Annotated in this window: 14 protein-coding genes; 5 read left to right on the top strand and 9 right to left on the bottom strand. The window is 40.9% G+C overall.

The window, feature by feature from the left end:
• Window positions 1-120 precede the first annotated feature (120 nt).
• Window positions 121-450 carry a ribonuclease E inhibitor RraB gene (locus ACW689_RS00445; protein WP_476287490.1) on the top strand — a complete coding sequence of 110 codons (330 nt, stop codon included), beginning with the start codon at window positions 121-123 and terminating at the stop codon, window positions 448-450.
• A gap of 174 nt (window positions 451-624) precedes the next feature.
• Here the strand turns inward: ACW689_RS00445 and radD are convergent, their stop codons facing one another.
• The 4 genes from radD to pyrC form a co-directional block, all read right to left on the bottom strand.
• Complete coding sequence (radD, locus tag ACW689_RS00440) at window positions 625-2364, bottom strand: DNA repair helicase RadD (protein ID WP_476288292.1); 1740 nt, start codon at window positions 2362-2364, stop codon at window positions 625-627.
• Window positions 2365-2466: 102 nt separating this feature from the next.
• Complete coding sequence (locus tag ACW689_RS00435; protein ID WP_476287488.1) at window positions 2467-2772, bottom strand: H-NS histone family protein; 306 nt, start codon at window positions 2770-2772, stop codon at window positions 2467-2469.
• Between the two features lie 209 nt (window positions 2773-2981).
• On the bottom strand, window positions 2982-3191 hold the full coding sequence (locus tag ACW689_RS00430) for a cold-shock protein (RefSeq protein WP_476287486.1): 210 nt from the start codon (window positions 3189-3191) through the stop codon (window positions 2982-2984).
• A 316-nt stretch (window positions 3192-3507) separates the two neighbouring features.
• Complete coding sequence (pyrC, locus tag ACW689_RS00425; RefSeq protein ID WP_476287484.1) at window positions 3508-4548, bottom strand: dihydroorotase; 1041 nt, start codon at window positions 4546-4548, stop codon at window positions 3508-3510.
• Between the two features lie 185 nt (window positions 4549-4733).
• On the opposite strand from pyrC, the gene ACW689_RS00420 reads away from it, so the two are divergent.
• The 3 genes from ACW689_RS00420 to ACW689_RS00410 all read left to right on the top strand — a co-directional run bounded on the left by ACW689_RS00420 (window position 4734) and on the right by ACW689_RS00410 (window position 9179).
• Complete coding sequence (locus tag ACW689_RS00420) at window positions 4734-7109, top strand: bifunctional diguanylate cyclase/phosphodiesterase (protein WP_476287482.1); 2376 nt, start codon at window positions 4734-4736, stop codon at window positions 7107-7109.
• A gap of 373 nt (window positions 7110-7482) precedes the next feature.
• On the top strand, window positions 7483-8370 hold the full coding sequence (locus ACW689_RS00415) for a LysR substrate-binding domain-containing protein (protein ID WP_476287480.1): 888 nt from the start codon (window positions 7483-7485) through the stop codon (window positions 8368-8370).
• A 59-nt stretch (window positions 8371-8429) separates the two neighbouring features.
• Window positions 8430-9179 (top strand): YdcF family protein, encoded by a 750-nt coding sequence (locus ACW689_RS00410; RefSeq protein ID WP_476287478.1) that lies wholly within the window; start codon window positions 8430-8432, stop codon window positions 9177-9179.
• A gap of 13 nt (window positions 9180-9192) precedes the next feature.
• On the opposite strand, the gene ACW689_RS00405 is transcribed toward ACW689_RS00410, so the two are convergent.
• Window positions 9193-9945: a Nif3-like dinuclear metal center hexameric protein gene (locus ACW689_RS00405; protein ID WP_476287476.1), complete on the bottom strand. Its 753-nt coding sequence runs from the start codon at window positions 9943-9945 to the stop codon at window positions 9193-9195.
• Window positions 9946-10108: 163 nt separating this feature from the next.
• On the opposite strand from ACW689_RS00405, the gene ACW689_RS00400 reads away from it, so the two are divergent.
• Window positions 10109-10495, top strand: a complete 387-nt coding sequence (locus ACW689_RS00400) for a hypothetical protein (protein WP_476287474.1) — start codon at window positions 10109-10111, stop codon at window positions 10493-10495.
• A 57-nt stretch (window positions 10496-10552) separates the two neighbouring features.
• Here ACW689_RS00400 and ACW689_RS00395 read toward each other — a convergent pair whose 3' ends face one another.
• From ACW689_RS00395 to gshA, 4 genes are all read right to left on the bottom strand, one after another.
• Window positions 10553-11095 carry an SRPBCC family protein gene (locus ACW689_RS00395; RefSeq protein WP_476287472.1) on the bottom strand — a complete coding sequence of 181 codons (543 nt, stop codon included), beginning with the start codon at window positions 11093-11095 and terminating at the stop codon, window positions 10553-10555.
• A 55-nt stretch (window positions 11096-11150) separates the two neighbouring features.
• Window positions 11151-12452 carry an MFS transporter gene (locus ACW689_RS00390; RefSeq protein WP_476287470.1) on the bottom strand — a complete coding sequence of 434 codons (1302 nt, stop codon included), beginning with the start codon at window positions 12450-12452 and terminating at the stop codon, window positions 11151-11153.
• 225 nt (window positions 12453-12677) lie between these two features.
• Window positions 12678-13286 carry a transglycosylase SLT domain-containing protein gene (locus ACW689_RS00385; protein WP_476287468.1) on the bottom strand — a complete coding sequence of 203 codons (609 nt, stop codon included), beginning with the start codon at window positions 13284-13286 and terminating at the stop codon, window positions 12678-12680.
• A 123-nt stretch (window positions 13287-13409) separates the two neighbouring features.
• The gene (gene gshA / locus ACW689_RS00380) at window positions 13410-14987 is read right to left on the bottom strand and encodes a glutamate--cysteine ligase (RefSeq protein WP_476287466.1); all 1578 of its coding nucleotides are present in this window, start codon (window positions 14985-14987) and stop codon (window positions 13410-13412) included.
• Window positions 14988-14989: the final 2 nt, after the last annotated feature.

Raw genomic sequence — 14989 nt, 5'->3', positions numbered from 1 at the left:
GCCACCATAACGCCCTATGAACAATCCCTATGCAATCGAGCACTAAATTTAATGCTGACCTCTTTTTATTTATTGCTGAATAACCGACAATAGAGGCAATTGAGTTATTTGGACCAAATTATGCAATTCCCTGATGATGATAATGGCCAGCTATTAGCCGAAATGGCTGATGCTGGCATTGATCTTACCCAATTCCATACCGTTGACTTTTTTATTCTATTTGAGCAAAAGCAACAAGCTGAGTCTTTTATTAACGCCATTGGTGAAGATGAACTTGCCCCTGAAACTGAACTGCAGCAGTGTAAAGATACTGGTGTTTGGGAAGTTGTCACATCAATAAAAATGGTTCCTGAACACCAGTTATTAAGTCAAACTGAACAGTATCTAGAAAGTATTGCTAATAGCCATGAAGGTTACGGTGATGGCTGGGGAATAATGACACAAGAATAGCACCAGGTTGCTAGGGCATGTTGAACTTTCCTGTATGTTTTTACCGCAGTCATTCGGGTGTTTTGACAAGGCTGAGCCCGCATCGCATAGTTATTCTATGTGAGTCAGGCGGAAACGTAGAAAAATGACCGAATGACGCAGCCCAAAGGGTTACCCTTAGAGCCCTAAAGGGCTCTAAGACTTATCTGCGACACGGTAATGTCCCTCATAATCAAATATTTTTTCATGTACTTGCCAACCATATTGCTTGTGTTGTTTTGCAATCACAAAATCCGGCGCTAGTAAGTCATGTACCGAAGCACAAACTTGTTCGGCTGTTTGCCACTCAACCAGATGCTCTCTTCCTTTAAGCCTTTTCGCAAAATCGCGATTAAATACAAACCGACTCTTTGCATTGTCAAAATCATATACCTCAGAGCAGCTCGCACCGTCTTCATCATAATACGTTACTTTAACGAGTGCGTTTTTTAGGGGCTCTGCACTCATACCGCTACAACGTAACACCATAGCGTTTTTTAGGTTTAATGCTGCTCGTAATTTATCATCAGGATCCGCCATCACCGCTCGGCACTGGGCACACTGTCTGGCCGCGATATCGTTTTCTGCGCCACAGGCATCGCATTCTTTAAAGCGAAAACGATAGTCACATTGCTGCTGTTCAGGTACCTCCCCCAGCAAGCCTTGACAACGTCGGCCATAATGCTCAATTACTTGACCCTGCTCATTGGTTTTGCCCCAAAATATATTCGCAAACCCACAGCCAGGACACATGACCTGCACAGGTTCACTATCGCTATTTGGCTTTTTGCTGCCCACTTCAGGTGAAAACAAGTCAAAATCATTGCCTGCGTAGTCAATCACCAAGCATTCCGATTTATTTTTACTCAAGCGAAGTCCTCTCCCAACAATTTGTTGGTATAAGCTCACCGACTCTGTTGGGCGTAAAATTGCTATAAAATCAACATGAGGTGCATCAAAACCTGTTGTTAATACAGACACATTCACCAAATACTTTATATTTTTTTGCTTAAACTCATTGATTATATCGTCACGAACACCAGCTTTTGTTTCACCTGTAATTAATGCAACATTATCGTTTGATAAATAATCATAGATTTCTTTAGCATGTAACACTGTTGCTGCGAATATCATAACACCTTGTCTATTTTCACTTTGCGAAATAATATGCGAAACAATGCTCTTAGTTGCTCGGGTTTGCGCAGATAGCAACTTATTCATGTCTGTTTCAGAATAACTACCAAAACAATCCGTTTTTAACGCTGAAAAGTCATAATTACTGATTGCCGGGTCAATCTCTTTTGGTGCAGTTAAATAACCATTTTTTATCATATACCGTAAGGGCAATTCATAAATACAACGCTTGAAAGGGCTATTATTCGTGCCTCTGACAAAGCCATGGTAATGGGAGTGATATATCCACCCCATGCCCAATCGATACGGGGTTGCCGTCAAGCCCAATACTTTTAATGCTGGATTATGCTGCTTGAGCTTGCTGATGATCTTGCCATATTGACTGTTTTCATCACCATCAACGCGATGGCACTCATCTATAATAACAAGTGAATAATAGCTATTTAGTTTTTCTAAGTTTCTTACAACCGATTGTACACTCGCAAAAGTAACTTGCTGTGAAAACGATTTCTGTTTTAATCCCGCTGAAAATATACTCGCACTTAGACCAAAGCTTTCATACTTTTGTGCGTTTTGCTCAACAAGCTCTTTCACATGTGCTAACACTAAGATTTTATGCTTTGCCAAGCGCGCCAGTTCGGCAATCACCAAGCTCTTACCCGCACCGGTCGGTAAAACAATGACTGCGGGATCATTACTCACTTTGAAATGTGTGATGGTATTATGTACAGCTTCTTGCTGATAAGAACGGAGTGTATAGATACAAAATACTCACTCTAATACAGAAATGCTAATATTATACGGGTTAGAACGATTAAAGGCCCATATAGGGCCTTATATAGAGTTTAAAACTACATCGAGTCTTTAAATGGTATAATCATCCAAGTTCACACCAACAAATGCTTTAGGTGTTTTACCACGACCAGTCCACTCAAATACTTCACCATCTTTTTCAATTCTATACTTTGGCTTTACTTTTGCGCGTTTATCAACCTGAGCGCCGCCAACAAGATCTTCAAGTGTTAAACCTTTTTCCTTGATCAGTGCCAATACTTCCTCTTTTACTTGCTGCTGTTCACGCTGAGATTCGATAGCTTCATTGATTAACTCAGCAGCTTTTTCTAGCTCACTAAAACTTGCAGACTTGATAAAAGATTTAATTTCACGCATTGATAATTCTCTTAAATTATTAGAGTTAAAATACCCAAATTAGGTATATCCTATCAGATATAAAAAGAATTTAGTTTATATATTCCGATTACTATATTTTTACATATAAACCTAGTAAATCAAATAATATTAGAAAATTTCAGGGTATAAAGTGAAGTGAATGATTAAAATAGGAGCAACGGGCGTTACTCCTCAGGCAAATATGGTAGTTAAATAGCCACTACGTTTTCAGCTTCAGGGCCTTTTTTACCTTGCTTAACCTCGAAAGATACAGCTTGACCGTCGGTTAAGGTGCGGAAACCGTCACCTGAAATAGCACTAAAATGTACAAACACATCTGGGCCATTTTCTTGTTCAATAAAGCCAAAGCCTTTTGATTCGTTGAAAAACTTTACTTTACCTGTTTTAGAATTAGACATACCTATTATTCCTGTAAGTCAGATCAATTTAACATTCGCCTAAACGGCTGCCTCCCTGAGCTTGCGCCGCAACATGTCGGAATAATAAATACAGCAAAAAATACCATTCGAGAGCTAACCTCACGATATCGCTCAGTTAACCATATTTCCTTACCGCAACTCTTACATCCATAGAACAGCAAAAACTCAAAGCCTATTTAGCCTAACATATAAAATGAAGTACGGTACAAACTGTGCACAAATTTAATAATAAAATCATGTTTAAGAATTAAAAAAGCGCCCAAAAAGGCGCTTTTTCTCTGGCATATTGTGCTTACTATATGACTTTCCAGTCAATTTCGGCACCAGCTTTAATCGGCACTACCTGACTATCACCTAAAGGATAGCTCTCAGGCACTGTCCAAGGTGACTTTTGTAGTGTCACCGTATCCGTATTTCGAGGTAAACCGTAGAAATCAGGGCCAAAATGGCTTGCAAACCCCTCGAGCTTATCCAAAGCCCCCGCTTCTTCAAAAGCTTCTGCATATAACTCTAAAGCCGCATGTGCTGTATACGCACCTGCACAACCACATGCAGCTTCTTTTTTATCTTTCGCATGCGGCGCAGAATCCGTGCCTAAGAAAAACTTTTTGCTACCGCTAGTTGCAGCTTCAATTAACGCCTGCTGATGAATATTACGTTTTAAAATAGGTAAACAATAATAATGAGGGCGTATTCCACCAGCTAACATGTGGTTTCGATTGTAAAGTAAGTGATGCGCAGTAATGGTTGCAGCCACATTGGATGACGCCTGTTTGACAAATTCAACAGCATCTTTTGTGGTGATATGTTCAAGCACAACCTTTAAATTAGGAAATGCATCAACTATTTTAGCTAGCTTGGTCTCAATAAAGACTTTTTCTCTATCAAAAATATCAATTGCCGAGTCAGTCACCTCACCGTGAACAAGCAGCAACATACCAACTTCTTCCATTGCCGCTAAGACAGGGAAGATATTCTCAATATCCGTTACACCCGAATCTGAGTTGGTTGTCGCCCCCGCGGGATAGAGTTTTGCTGCAACGATATGCCCACTCGCTTTGGCTTTTTTGATTTCTTCAGGAGTTGTATTATCTGTGAGATACAGGACCATTAACGGCTCAAAGTTGCCTTGTGGCTGTGCCGCTAGGATACGCTCTCTGTAAGAAAGAGCCGTCTCGGTACAAGTCGCTGGCGGAACTAGGTTGGGCATGATAATAGCACGCCCCATATAACGACTAATATCTCTAACGGTGTCTTTAAGCGTTGCGCCATCACGCAAGTGCACATGCCAGTCATCAGGGCGAGTGATAGTGAGGGTGTTTACGGTACTTGTCATTGCTATTTTCCTCGGCTGAATTTGCCCGATCATAGGCAGTTCGCTATGCAGAGTAAAGTTTTTACGCCTGTTGCAGGCTGAAAATACCAATTTTCGTTAATTTAATGCTCTTTTTGCACAATTAATGTGTCGTTTCATTTATAAGTACGTTAAATTGTCGATAGTCGTTTTTAAGAGTGATGTGAATGCTTCCCAATAACAAACTAGAATCAAAAACCGAGCAGCTTAGCATCATCAATCAATTTTCATCTTCTTTATTACAGATAACCCAACTAGATGAATTATTTGATTATGTTACCGCACAAGTTGTATGTCGCCTTGGATTTGTCGACTGTGTTATTTACCTTGCTGATGAACAAACAAATTTTTTGGAAATCGTTGCCAGTATGGGCGTTGCCCAGCAGAGTAGTGATTATAAAGTTGCGCAAACAAAAATTCCGATCGAACAAGGGATCACGGGACACGTGGCCAGAACGCAGCAGGCTTTTGTTTCAGGTGATGTATCTGTTGAGCCTATGTATATTGCAGATAGCCGCCCTGCTCTTTCGGAGTTATGCGTGCCTTTGGTTTACGAAAACAAATTAATCGGCGTGATCGATTGTGAACACCCACAAAGAGATTACTTTACAGACGCCCATTTGCAGATACTTTCAACCGTTGCGCACTTACTCAGTGCCAAAATAAACCAAGTACGTACGCTCAATAGTCTAACAACCACAATTGAACAGCTAAATAAAGCGCAACAACTTGAAAAGTGTCTGTTAAAAATAGCCAATATCACTTACCGATCGCTTGACTTGGAAGCTTTTTACGACGAACTTTATCAGATCATCAACAGTCAATTACCCGCAGAGAACTTTTTTATCGGCTTATATGATAGATATAGCGATATTCTTGAAATTGATTACTTAATTGAGGGCAAAGTAAAATGTAACGCCCATCAGCGTGTCACCAAAGCACAGATCAAACATACCGCTTCTTACTTTACTCTCACTTCAGGTAAACCCCTACTATGTAATAGTAGAGAGTTTGAACATCATATTGAGCTTGGTCATTTCCAAATGGTGGGACGCTCGCCCAAATCATGGTTAGGCGTACCTTTTGCGGTTAACGACCAATTTCAAGGTGTCATCGTGATCCAAAGCTACACCCAAGACCGGGCTTTTAATCATCAGCACTTATCGATTCTAACCTACATCAGTAGACAAGTGAGCATGGCCATTGATAGGCAGCTTTCTCGCCAAGCTCTGGAGCATCGTGCGCTGCATGATGAGCTAACAGGATTAGCTAACCGCTATTTACTCTTAGAACGGATCAAACATGCTATTTTGTCGTTAGAGCGCACAGAAGACGATACACAGCATTGCTTACTTTACCTAGATTTTGACCGCTTTAAGAGTATTAATGACGCACTCGGACACGATGTTGGTGATAAGTTTTTAATTGCTATCGTTAACTTGATCAATGCCTGTATTAGACGCACTGATACATTCGCTCGATTAGGCGGTGACGAGTTTGCAATTTTCATCGAAAATGTCAAAGACAAAGAGCAAGTTGCTCTCGCACTTGAACGTATTAACGAGGCTATTTCTAAACCTCTGCACATAGATGGTCACGTGTTACAGGCGTCAAGTAGCATTGGTGTCGCTTTTACTGGCGACGCAACTGATAATGCAATAACCCTCTTACAACAAGCTGACGCTGCCATGTATGAAGCCAAGTCTCGCGGGCGAGGACAAGTTTGTTATTTTAATAACGCCATGCGCCGCAAACTAAAACAACGAGCCGATATTGAAAACGACCTACAACATGGCATTAAAAATGATGAATTTGAGCTATTTTTTCAACCGATCTTCTCATTGAGCGATCCACACATCGTCAGTTTCGAAGCGCTCGTAAGGTGGCACCACCCCAAAAATGGTCTGGTCCCCCCCAATGAGTTTATTCCTATTGCTGAACAAACAGGGCAAATTATAGAGCTTGATTTGTATTTATTGCGCTTGGCCGCAAAACAATTACAAACTTGGAGGTTGTCGGGCTATCCGATGACAAAAATTACGGTCAACGTGTCATCTCGTCATTTTGCCAGCCTCGATTTTGTGACTTACATGCAGCAGCTATACATTGATTATCAACTGCCCAATGGCGCCCTATGTATCGAAATAACAGAGTCTGGGCTAATTGAGAACCTCAAACTGGCCACTAAGATAATCCAAGGATTAGAACCTCTTGGTGTTAAACTTTACTTAGATGACTTTGGTACAGGTTATTCAGCACTTGGTTACCTGCATCAACTACCCATTCATGTATTAAAACTCGATAAAAGTTTTGTTGATCAACTAACAAACAAAGAAAACCCGCTCATAGACACTATCTTGTCTCTAGCACAATCGCTTGAATTGAAAGTAGTTGCCGAGGGTATTGAAAACCCAAAACAGTGGGCACTGCTAAAACGAAAAGGGTGTCAGTTTGGTCAAGGTTTTATGGTCTCAAAGCCGCTCCCTGCACGTCAAGCCATGGAGTTTTTGATCAGTAACACCGAAATGACATTATCGATATAAAGCATCAGAGTTAGGTCAAGGCCCATCGATATGGGCTTTGAACACACCAAATACGTTCATTTAGATTTGAACAGTAAAACAGCCTTTTGCAGAGCAACGGCTCCAACAAGTAGAAAAACAGGCAAGTCTCTATGAAATTTGTACAACTATTCACCCCCAGCAGAATAAGATGAATAAAATTAATTTGTATTTTTTGCAAAAAAGTTAAATAAAAAATGACAACGCTGTCAAAAATAGTGTTATAGTGATTTTGTTAAAAACTAATCATCGATTGCTGGTTTTGCAGACGTCTAGACGTTACTATACGGTAATGAAAGAAGTTCAGGGTAAGCAATCTGAGTTTAACTCAAGCTAATAATGAGATTTATTAAAGATGATAGACATAAAGCACCTGAAAACCATCGCAACATTAAAAGATACTGGGTCACTTGTTAATACTGCACGTGAGTTATTCTTAACTCAATCGGCTTTGTCACATCAAATTAAAGACTTGGAAAACAAACTTGATTGCCAGTTGTTTGAAAGAAAAACGCAGCCAGTGCGCTTCACACCTCAAGGTATGCTGTTACTTGAACTAGCAAACGATATCTTGCCAAGAGTCGAAGCAACAAAATGTCGCTTGAAAGAAAGTCTAAATCAGCCAATATCTCAATTGAGATTAAGCGTAGAATGTCACGCCTGCTTTCACTGGCTATTGCCAACGATAAAGGAATTCAATAACTTCTGGCCTGATATCAAAGTCGACTATGAACGTGGCTTTAGCTACGACGCTATTCCCGATCTACTTGAAGAGGAGTTAGATTTAGTGCTGACTTCAGACTTGAGGGAACAAGATAAGCTAGAGTATGCGCATTTGTTCGACTTCAAGTTAAAGTTGATAGTAGCGCCTGATCACGAATTGGCTAAAAAAGCCTATGTCACAGCTCTCGACTTGAAAGACGAAACGATTATTTCCTACCCGATTCCAAAAGAACGTCAGGACATTTTCAAACATTTTATTCAAAACGCCCGTTTCGACGGCACGCTAAAAACCGTTGATCAAGGTTTGCTTATATTCCAGTTAGTGAGTGCTGGTATGGGTGTTGCAGCTTTACCTGACTGGTTGGTTACACCCTATGAGAGTCAGGGACTTATTAAGTCAATCCCGTTAGGTGCATTAGGCTTAACTCGCCCTATGTATCTAGCCATGAAAAAGAATATGAAAGACAACCCAGTCTATCGCCACTTTTTAAATACCTGCAAACAGAACAATAACCGCTAAGCTATTATTTTAAGAACAATTTTACTACACTAAACCCAATCTTTTTGATTGGGTTTATTATGTTTGTTTTTAAAAAGCTGCTGGGCAGTGTACTTATGCCTTTACCACTGCTGCTCATCATTCTCGCTGGTTGCTTGTTTTATATAAGTAGGGCCAATAAAAAATCATATGGCCTTGCTTGGCTATGCCTCTTGAGCTTGTGGTTTATCAGCACCCCCTACGTTGCTGATCTTATGATCACTCCTATTGAGTCTCAATTAAGTACATTTAATACCCAAAAACATAAGCGTGTTGACAAAATAGTCGTACTTGGCTGTGACGTATACCCCAACGCTCGATTACATGCCAATGCGCAACTTGGTGGTTGCGCACTGTCTAGATTAACTGAAGGTGTGCGCTTATCACATCACTATAAAAGTGCTGAGCTCATTGTTTCTGGGCAATCCAGTGCCGTACTCATGAAAAGAACGGCTATTAGCCTGGGCATTACAGCTTCACGCATTCGTACCAACCCAAATGCCTTAGATACTAAAGACGAAGCAAAATTATTGGCGCCTATTTTGGTCGATAGGCAAGTTGCATTGGTCACCTCTGCCGCCCATATGAGCAGAGCCAAAGATTTATTTGAGGCACAGGGTATTGATACGATAGCGGCACCAACGCAATTTTTTAATTTTAAAAGCCAAGTATCATACAAACAACTGATTGCTCAATCATCAACATTAAATGCGGTCACATCGCACTATTATGAGGTACTGGGTAAAGCTTGGATAAGTTTAAGACGCTGGATAGACCCAGAGGCGCTATAGCGCCTCTGAGTATTTAAACTGGATTATCTATATCGATAAACGTAACATCAAGATCATAATGCTCAGCTAAGTACTCCCCTAACGCTTTGATACCATAGCGCTCAGTAGCGTGATGGCCTGCAGCAAAGAAGTCTATACCTTGCTCATTCGAGCTGTGGATTGTTTGCTCGGATGCCTCACCCGTTAGGTAAGCGTCAATGCCCTGACTTGCAGCCATGTCAATATAACCTTGCCCACCACCAGTGCACCAAGCTATGGTTTCTATTGGTTCGTTACGCACACTGTTGACCAGTGGTTTGCGATTTAACACAGTGGCTATTTTTTCAGCAAACATCTCGACTGACATAGGTGATACCAGCTTACCATGCACAGGAACGCTGGTTGGGCTTGGTTCAAGCCCGCCAAGCAGTTCTATGTCCAGTAATTGAGCTAACTGTGCATTGTTACCAAGTTTAGGGTGAATATCCAGTGGCAAGTGGTAACCATACAAATTAATATCATTGGCTAACAGCTTAGCAATCCTGCGCTTTTTCATACCAGTTATTACTTGCGCTTCACCTTTCCAAAAGTACCCATGGTGAACCAAAATGGTATCAGCTTGTATTTCAACCGCAGCATCAATTAATGCCTGACTTGCAGTCACGCCTGTTACTATTCTTTTCACTTCATCCGAGCCTTCAACTTGCAAGCCATTTGGGGCAAAGTCACGGATCGAATCGGGTTTTAATAACTCAGTAAGAATGTGTGTAAATTCTGAACGCTTCATGAAATTAACAGTATTTTGTCTTAATTATTCGCAAATTTTGGCGTTTATAAGCCAAAAATGGAAGCAAAAACCTTAAAAAATTGAAAAATCGTGCAAATTTGAGTATAAATACTCTTTAAATCTTAATCCCGCGTATCCGCGTATAAAACGACTAGGATCTACGATGAGTAAACTAGATAAAACTGAAGTATTAAGCGCTTTTGAAGCTGCTTACGAAGCTGCCCACGGCAAGAAACCTGAAATTACTACCAAGCCTGGCTGGTATAGCATTGATGGTGGAAAAAACATGCGCCTTGCGGAAGTAGCAGCATTAACTGAAGAGCTAACTTCTGGTTCTGCAACCCCTAGCGATTCTCCTAAAGCCGCTCCAGCCAAAGCGGCGACTGCTAAAAAAGCAAAAACAACCAAAGCAGCCCCCACTAAAACAGCGAAAAAAGCCTCTTTTAAAGTAATTAAAGAAAACGCTGAGGGTTACACAGCTGAAGAGTTCTGGATTGCAGAGCTTGCAGGCAAAGATCACGATTGTCGCTTGCCACGCGGTGTGGTTTAAAACCACACTAGGAAGTGACCGATAAAAAAACCGCGCAAGCGGTTTTTTTATACCTGTTTAAACCTTCTCTGCCTGCTCAAGTATTTCTTTTAAATTGTCCAAACCAACCTGTAAGTCTTCACCTATCACTTGTTCAAAATCCATCAGTAATAACATTAAGTTCATGGGATATTTCATTTCTCCATCGAATCCCCACGTCACTTTTGTTCCAATTGGCACGGTTTCTGTGCTCATAAAAGCAGGACTAGTAGACTGAAAAGGCTCTAAAAAACGAAGTTCGTAGTCAATTCGATTATTTTCAACAACTTTGATGATCTCCTGCTCACCCATACCTACTTCTGGATTGTCACTACGCCATGCTGATACAAATCCGACTTGGCCATCTTCACCACGATACTCTTTTTGCATATTTGGGTCCATTTGACCCCAAGAGCTATAGTTATCCTGATTTTTTAGTAATTTAATATATGAAAACACCGGTTCGACCGGGCGCTTTATAACCACATGACGTTCTACGTGATAACTATCAGCAACAAACAGTGCGATAATAAAAGGTGCAGCAACAATTATCAGTAAAACTAGAAGTACTTTTTTCAACATAACCTTACTCTTTTCTTTTTATTTGAAAATAACTGGCCGAAAGCACTGGCTTTACTCACTCAACCGACTTTAAAAATGCCGCACTGACTGCCCCAAATAACCCCAATAAACTATACACTAAAATCAATTCTGAGATGGATAGCCAAGTAGTTAATAGACCCAAGCTTCCCAAGATTAACAGCAAGCCGCCTATCACGGTATTACTGACTGACACGTAATCCGTTCGTAAGGCCCCTTCAGCCATATTGACCAAATAGGTTTTTCGCCCCAAACGCGCACCTTGATGCGCAACACTAAGCAAGAAATACATACAGGGTAAAAACCAAACGCTTTTCAGCCAAGCGCTTTGCCACGTACTTACTAAAAATACCATAATACCGTTTGCGACAACTAAAAAGGCGCTCAACATAAGGACATGTTTACTGGATAAATCACTGAGACGCCCCCAAAATGGGGCTGATACAAAACTAGCTAAACCAGACATGGCCATAAACAATGCTAATAAAGGAATATCTAACAAAGTATTACTGGCCAGCACAATATAAAATGGCGCGCTCAACGCAGAGCAGAGTAACAACGCCCTAGTCAACACAAAGTGAGCAAAAGCCCTATCTTGATAGAGGATCTTCAGCTTGCTGAGCGCATGGTAAAGGCCATTTTTTCCCCCTTGAGTCGCTCCCTTATGCTCAATAATCATGCTGTAACAAAGCGCAGAAAACATCCACATAAGTGCACTCATACCTAAGGCAATCATAGCCGCTTGGCTTTGATATCGTTCGGGCAATAACCACAGGGTAAAAGCAAAAACTAGCGTTGCAAAGCCAGTAATACTTGCAGCTAAGCCGCTTAAATTACCTCTATCCCCTTTAGGAATCACTTTACCAAGTATATCTTTTGCTGCAACCGAGCAAAAGCCTCTGGCCATGCTAAACAAACACAATACGGCTATCAAAGCAGCTCCGGCCGCAGCGCCACTCAAGTTCAATGATATTATGAGCATCCATACAATACAGAGCGCTTGTACCAATGCGCCACTCACCCATATCCATTTACGTTTAGCCAGCTTGCGGATATAACTGGCGATAGCCAACTGAGGTAATAACGAGCCAGACTCCCTAATGGGCACCAACCAAGCAACAAATGCACTTGGTACACCAAGCCCTTGCATTAACCAAGGTAAAGTCACTTTTGGGTTTAACAAAGCATCGGCAAATTTGCTCAATATCTGACTAACCAACATAAATATAAAATTACTTGGCACATTTTTACAGGCATCATCTGCAATTGCTTCACAAGCTCGGGCGTCTTCAACGTTGGTTAAACGCTCGTAAAGCGCTTCCTTTTTCATTTTGGGCATAATGTGAATTTCAAGTTCCTAGATTTACTTGATTCTTAGGACCTATTGTTCAGCGATGCTTCTCAATAGTCATGAAGTTGTCAACCCTTTGGACTAGAAAGCTGTGTATTTAAATACTTTACTAATCGTTGATGCAATACAGTGTAAAGCGTAGCAGCAGTATTCTAATAATGACGTGAAAGAGTGTGAGGGAGGCAACAAAACACATTACCTCCAAAATCTAAGTTAACTAAACAAACGTTCAAACCAGTTTTTATCTAAATCATCTTCACAACGCTTTAACTGTGCACCATATCGGCTAGCACGATGTTTGACCTTATTAGCAACCGACATCAACCATTTTTTCTTACGATAGGTACCGCGCTTATATCCTCCCCAACCCTCGTGATAGTTAAGATACTGCGCATAGGCATCCCACTTGGACACCCCATTGATTTTATGCGTTTTATAAACAAACCATGCCATAAAATCGATAGCATCTTCAAAGTCATCCCTGTCTGCGCCTGAATTGCCAGTTTCACGAATATAGTCACTCCATGTCGGCGTTTTAGCTTGAGAATAGCCATATGCAGAGCTCGCTCGACCTATGGGGATAACCCACAAAAAATACTCCATGGGTGGGGCTGCATCATGCTTAAAAGAACTTTCTTGAAACATCATCGCCATCAGCACATGCTTGGGTGACCCCCATTTATCTTGAGCATCCCTTGCATCATAATACCAATCTTCTTTTTCTTGGAAAATTTTACAAATATCATTAGGTTGCGAAGGTGGGGCAGTTGCACAACCAGTTAAAACAAGTAACACTGGAAATAAAATAATAAATTTTCGCATTTTTTTTCGAACCCATTGAACTTTTCTAAATAGTGCGAGTCTTAACTTATGAATGCAGCAGTTTAGCATTGTTTCATCCCTGAAATTTATTTGCGCAGCCTCTTAAGCTGCGCTTTTTTTTACCTACGCTTTAGCAAAGTAATCATCTAAGAATGCTACAAAGCTCAAAGAATCACTTTGTTCAATTTCTTTGGCTTTTTGTTTTGATTCAGCTACCGAACCACGCAACTTGCTTTCATCATAAGCCTGAAACTCTCGTTGCTGAGATGCCAATTTATATTGTTGCGCTAAGTCTAAAGCAAGTATATCACCGCTTTGCTGAGTTGTTTTAAGCGCTTCAATCAAACGTCCTGAGTAGGTCAATTCAGGCTGTTCTACCCAGCCGCTTAACTCACTAATAGTAGTGGTATACTTATCTGAGTTATTGGCCTCATCCATCCATTTTGCCACTTCCATAAGATCAGCAAATATCTGCTTCGCCCAGTGCGTCAGTTTCTGATTTTGACCCTCTTTGCTAAGTTCAACATTGGGATCTCTACCTTGATTAACAACAGTGCGAAGATTCACCTGAGTCAGTTTTTGCTCTTGCCAGTCCATTTCAGGCGAAGGTTTCAGTAAGCAATACGTCAAAAATACATCTAGGAAGTTAACTTGCTCGAGGTTAATGCCTGTTTCTGAGAACGGATTAACATCCAATGCACGGATCTCAATGTATTCAATGCCTCCACGTTCCAACGCATGCGTCGGAGGCTCGCCACTATGCGCATTGCGCTTTGGCCTTACTGGCGAGTAAAACTCATTTTCAATTTGCAGAATATTTTTGTTCAACTGCTTAGGTGCATCACTGGTGTAATCATCCAAATCACCATACAAATCAGAATGACAACGAATTGCTTCTCGCAGCCCTACAATGTACTCATCTAAGCTGTTGTACATAACCTTCAACGACGATTGCGCACTGTTAGTGTAACCAAGGTCACCCAAACGAAGCGCGGTGCCATGCTCAAGATAAATAATACCATTAGCGAGCTTTTCAAATGGCAACTTACTTTCTTTACCTTGTAAAAAAGAGGGACACAAAGCCGGTGATGCACCAAACAAATAGCTCAATATCCATAATTCACGCTTAAAATTGCGGATCAGGCCCAAATACTTGTCAGAAATAAAATCTTGCAGCGACTGCTTATTACCTTCTAATGCTTTTAGGCTTTGCCATAAGCTATCTGGAAAAGAAATATTAAAGTGCACACCAGCGATGGCTTGCATCATACTACCATAGCGGTTTTTTAAACCTTCACGATACAGGGTTTTCATCTTGCCAATGTTCGAATTACCAAATTGGGCTAACGCAATATCTTCTTGATCGTTAATGAAACAAGGCATGCTCATTGGCCACAGCAGTTCATCACCCATTTGAGAAAGCGTAAACTTTTGCAAGTCGCTCAACTGAGCAAGTGTCTCTTGTGAGTCTTCACTTACAGGCGTTATAAACTCAAGTAACGACTCTGAAAAATCAGTTGTGATGCTTCCGTGTGTTAACGGATGACCTGCGTTTTGGGGATGAGGTGTTTGAGCAATTTTACCATTTGGGTTTATGCGTAACGCTTCACGTTCAATCCCTCGTTTAATACCTTTAATGGCATACTTGTGCTCTGGCATAGACAACGCCGCGAGTCTTGTTTGTAGTTCTGTTGTTATCAAAA

The organism is Pseudoalteromonas sp. ABE4_541 (assembly GCF_056312285.1).
The sequence above is the reverse complement of the archived record's forward strand: the minus strand, read 5'-3'. Positions and strand labels throughout refer to the sequence as shown.

Excerpts from the sequence above, each read along its gene's own strand:
- ACW689_RS00445 (WP_476287490.1), top strand. The coding sequence starts at position 121 with ATGCAATTCCCTGATGATGATAATGGCCAGCTATTAGCCGAAATGGCT.
- ACW689_RS00435 (WP_476287488.1), bottom strand. The coding sequence starts at position 2,772 with ATGCGTGAAATTAAATCTTTTATCAAGTCTGCAAGTTTTAGTGAGCTA.
- ACW689_RS00430 (WP_476287486.1), bottom strand. The coding sequence starts at position 3,191 with ATGTCTAATTCTAAAACAGGTAAAGTAAAGTTTTTCAACGAATCAAAA.
- pyrC (WP_476287484.1), bottom strand. The coding sequence starts at position 4,548 with ATGACAAGTACCGTAAACACCCTCACTATCACTCGCCCTGATGACTGG.
- ACW689_RS00420 (WP_476287482.1), top strand. The coding sequence starts at position 4,734 with ATGCTTCCCAATAACAAACTAGAATCAAAAACCGAGCAGCTTAGCATC.
- ACW689_RS00415 (WP_476287480.1), top strand. The coding sequence starts at position 7,483 with ATGATAGACATAAAGCACCTGAAAACCATCGCAACATTAAAAGATACT.
- ACW689_RS00410 (WP_476287478.1), top strand. The coding sequence starts at position 8,430 with ATGTTTGTTTTTAAAAAGCTGCTGGGCAGTGTACTTATGCCTTTACCA.
- ACW689_RS00405 (WP_476287476.1), bottom strand. The coding sequence starts at position 9,945 with ATGAAGCGTTCAGAATTTACACACATTCTTACTGAGTTATTAAAACCC.
- ACW689_RS00400 (WP_476287474.1), top strand. The coding sequence starts at position 10,109 with ATGAGTAAACTAGATAAAACTGAAGTATTAAGCGCTTTTGAAGCTGCT.
- ACW689_RS00395 (WP_476287472.1), bottom strand. The coding sequence starts at position 11,095 with ATGTTGAAAAAAGTACTTCTAGTTTTACTGATAATTGTTGCTGCACCT.
- ACW689_RS00390 (WP_476287470.1), bottom strand. The coding sequence starts at position 12,452 with ATGCCCAAAATGAAAAAGGAAGCGCTTTACGAGCGTTTAACCAACGTT.
- ACW689_RS00385 (WP_476287468.1), bottom strand. The coding sequence starts at position 13,286 with ATGCGAAAATTTATTATTTTATTTCCAGTGTTACTTGTTTTAACTGGT.